The 3,032-nt window shown below is 69.7% G+C and carries 4 protein-coding genes and 1 pseudogene; 3 read left to right on the forward strand and 2 right to left on the reverse strand.

The window, feature by feature from the left end; all coding sequences use genetic code 11:
- From K206_RS39940 to trpS, 3 genes are all read left to right on the forward strand, one after another.
- On the forward strand, positions 1-215 hold a 215-nt coding region (locus tag K206_RS39940; protein WP_043367568.1), incomplete at its 5' end, for a 4-hydroxythreonine-4-phosphate dehydrogenase PdxA.
- Between the two features lie 27 nt (positions 216-242).
- A complete protein-coding gene (gene rsmA / locus K206_RS0132365) occupies positions 243-1,064 on the forward strand; it encodes a 16S rRNA (adenine(1518)-N(6)/adenine(1519)-N(6))-dimethyltransferase RsmA (RefSeq protein ID WP_020206453.1) in 822 nt (273 codons plus the stop codon).
- Positions 1,065-1,267: 203 nt separating this feature from the next.
- Positions 1,268-2,290 (forward strand): tryptophan--tRNA ligase, encoded by a 1,023-nt coding sequence (gene trpS / locus K206_RS0132370; RefSeq protein WP_020206454.1) that lies wholly within the window; start codon positions 1,268-1,270, stop codon positions 2,288-2,290.
- A 58-nt stretch (positions 2,291-2,348) separates the two neighbouring features.
- On the opposite strand, the pseudogene K206_RS0132375 reads toward trpS, so the two are convergent.
- Both K206_RS0132375 and gloA read right to left on the reverse strand, forming a co-directional pair.
- Positions 2,349-2,471, reverse strand: a pseudogene (locus K206_RS0132375) (EamA/RhaT family transporter); the annotation flags it as partial.
- Between the two features lie 55 nt (positions 2,472-2,526).
- Positions 2,527-2,934, reverse strand: a complete 408-nt coding sequence (gene gloA / locus K206_RS0132380; protein WP_029044337.1) for a lactoylglutathione lyase — start codon at positions 2,932-2,934, stop codon at positions 2,527-2,529.
- Between the last annotated feature and the right edge of the window lie 98 nt (positions 2,935-3,032).

The following is a 3,032-nucleotide window of genomic DNA, read 5'->3' on the forward strand; positions in this document are numbered from 1 at the left end:
TCGCGCCGCTCAAGTACGGCACCTTCGGGCACGGCGTCAACATCACGCTGGGCCTGCCCTTCATCCGCACGTCGGTCGACCACGGCACGGCGCTCGACCTGGCCGGCAGCGGCCGCGCCGAGCACGGCAGCATGATCGAGGCGATCCGCAATGCCATCGTCATGGCCGGACACGCCGGCGGCCGCCCGCGCGCCGTGCCGGCGGCAACCCGCTGAGGCCCGGCGAGAGCCGACGAGAGAGCTATGCGTTCCAACGTACATCAGGGCCACGTGGCCCGCAAACGATTCGGGCAGAACTTCCTGGTCGATGACGGCATCATCCACGGCATCGTCAGCGCCATCGACCCGCAGCCGGGCGACACCCTGGTCGAGATCGGCCCGGGCCTCGGCGCGCTGACCCAGCCGCTGCTCGAGCGCCTGCCGCGGATGCAGGTGGTGGAGCTGGACCGCGACCTGGTCGAGCGCCTGCGCCGCCGCTACGGCGAGCGCCTGACCGTCCATGCCGGCGACGCGCTGGCCTTCGACTTCGGCAAGCTGCACGAGGCCGGCAAGCCGCTGCGCATCGTCGGCAACCTGCCGTACAACATCTCCAGCCCGCTGCTGTTCCACCTCGCCGCCTTCGCCGACCTCGTGCGCGACCAGCATTTCATGCTGCAGAAGGAAGTGGTGGAGCGCATGGTGGCCGAGCCCGGCAGCAAGGCCTTCGGCCGGCTGTCGATCATGCTGCAGGTGCGCTACCACATGGAGCACGTGCTGGACGTGCCGCCGGCCTCGTTCAACCCGCCGCCCAAGGTCGACTCCGCCGTGGTGCGCATGATCCCGTGGCCGCGCCAGGCCGACGGCCAGTTGCGCTCGCCGTATCCGGCCTGCGACCTGACCGTGCTTGGCGACGTGGTCGCCGCGGCGTTCTCGCAGCGGCGCAAGGTGCTGCGCAACACGCTGTCGATGCTGCGCGACCAGGTCGACTTCGACGCGCTGGGCTTCGACCTGAGCCGGCGCGCCGAGGAAGTGCCGGTGGCCGACTACGTCGGGCTGGCGCGCCAGCTCGAACTGCCCGCCGCGTGAGGCCGCTGCGATGATGCGCGCCATGCCGACCCGTATGCTCCGCGTCCATCGCTGGCGCCGCCGCTGAAGCGAGCGGCGTGCCGTCATCGACCGGACATTCACCGACAGATCCACCGATCCCGACTTCAGCCGCCGCAGCCCGCCCGGCAGGCGCATCGCCCCGCCGGACCGCTGCGCGGCGCCACCCCTCCCAAGGAAATGCCATGACTAGCGAAACGCAGGCGCCCCGGCGCAAGGTCATCCTCACCGGCGACCGTCCCACCGGCCAGCTCCACCTCGGCCACTACGTCGGCTCGCTCAAGAGCCGCGTGGCGCTGCAGGATTCCCACCAGCAATACCTGCTGCTGGCCGACACCCAGGCCATGACCGACAACGCGCACGATCCCGACAAGGTGCGGCGCAACGTGCTGGAGGTGGCGCTCGACTACCTGGCGGTCGGCATCGATCCGGCCAAGACCACCATCACGGTGCAGTCCTACCTGCCCGCGCTGGCCGAGCTGACGCTGCTGTACCTGAACTTCGTCACGGTGGCCCGCCTTGAGCGCAACCCGACCATCAAGGAAGAGATCCAGGCACGCGGCTTCGGCCGCGACATCCCGGCCGGCTTCCTGTGCTACCCGGCCGCGCAGGCCGCCGACATCACCGGCTTCAAGGCCGAGGTGGTGCCGGTGGGCGAGGACCAGGCGCCGCTGATCGAGCAGACCAACGAGATCGTGCGCCGCATCAACCACCAGGTCGGGCGCGACGTGCTGCCCGAGGCCGCCGCGCTGATCCCGCGCTTCGGCCGCCTGCCCGGCGTCGACGGCAAGGCCAAGATGAGCAAGTCGCAGGGCAACGCGATCCCGCTCGCGGCCACGCCCGAGCAGATCAAGGAAGCGGTCATGCGCATGTACACCGATCCCAACCACCTCAAGGTGTCCGATCCGGGCCAGGTGGAAGGCAACGTGGTGTTCACCTACCTCGATGCGTTCGACGAGGCCGCCGACGAAGTGGCGGAACTGAAGGCGCACTACCGCCGCGGCGGCCTCGGCGACATGGTGCTCAAGCGCCGGCTCGAAGGCGTGCTGCAGGCGCTGCTGGCGCCGATCCGCGAGCGCCGCGAAGCGCTCGCCAAGGACCCGCAGCACGTGTTCGACATCCTGCGCCACGGCACCGAGCAGGCGCGCGGCATCACCCAGCGCACGCTCGACGAAGTGCGCGACGCGTTGGGCACGTTCCGCTTCTGAGTTTTTCGGGAAGGCGCGCCGCGCCGCTTCAGGCGCGCCGGTTCACCAGCACGATGCCGGCCAGCACCAGCAGCGCCGCCACCGCCGAGCGCACGCCCGCCTGCAGCACCGCGCCCATCAGCGGCGCGGTCATCTTGATCACCACCTGCTGCAGGCCCCAGACCAGGCACAGCAGCACCATCAGGCCGATCGCGGTGCCGTCCAGCGGACGGCGGCTCAGCGCCGGCGCGCCCACCTCAAGGACGCGCCGCGTCGCGCGTGGAGTGGCGCTCGATCAGCTCGATCTTGTAGCCGTCCGGGTCCTCCACGAAGGCGATCACGGTAGTGCCGCCCTTGACCGGGCCCGCCTCGCGCGTGACCTTGCCGCCAGCCGCGCGGATACGCTCGCAGGCCGCCGCGGCGTCGTCGGTCTCCAGCGCGACGTGGCCGTAGGCGGTGCCCATCTCGTACTTGTCGACGCCGTAGTTGTAGGTCAGCTCCAGCACGGCCGTCTCGGATTCCGGGCCATAGCCGACGAAGGCCAGGCGGTACTTGTATTCGGGGTTGTCGCTCTGGCGCAGCAGTTGCATGCCGAGGATGCGGGTGTAGAAGTCGATCGAGCGCTGGAGGTCGCCGACGCGGAGCATGGTGTGGAGGAGACGCATTTTTGGGGTTTGGTTGTTGGTGGGGGGGAGGGGGGTATTTTAGACGGGATGGGGGGGGCTTCAAAGGTGGCTGCATGACGTCAGTCTGCTGAGCTTCA

Origin of the sequence: Cupriavidus sp. WS (assembly GCF_000395345.1) — a bacterium.
Lineage (GTDB): Bacteria > Pseudomonadota > Gammaproteobacteria > Burkholderiales > Burkholderiaceae > Cupriavidus > Cupriavidus basilensis_B.

What these genes read in the sequence shown, in the direction of transcription:
- rsmA (WP_020206453.1), top strand. Translation starts at nt 243, where the DNA reads ATGCGTTCCAACGTACATCAGGGCCACGTGGCCCGCAAACGATTCGGG.
- trpS (WP_020206454.1), top strand. Translation starts at nt 1,268, where the DNA reads ATGACTAGCGAAACGCAGGCGCCCCGGCGCAAGGTCATCCTCACCGGC.
- gloA (WP_029044337.1), bottom strand. Translation starts at nt 2,934, where the DNA reads ATGCGTCTCCTCCACACCATGCTCCGCGTCGGCGACCTCCAGCGCTCG.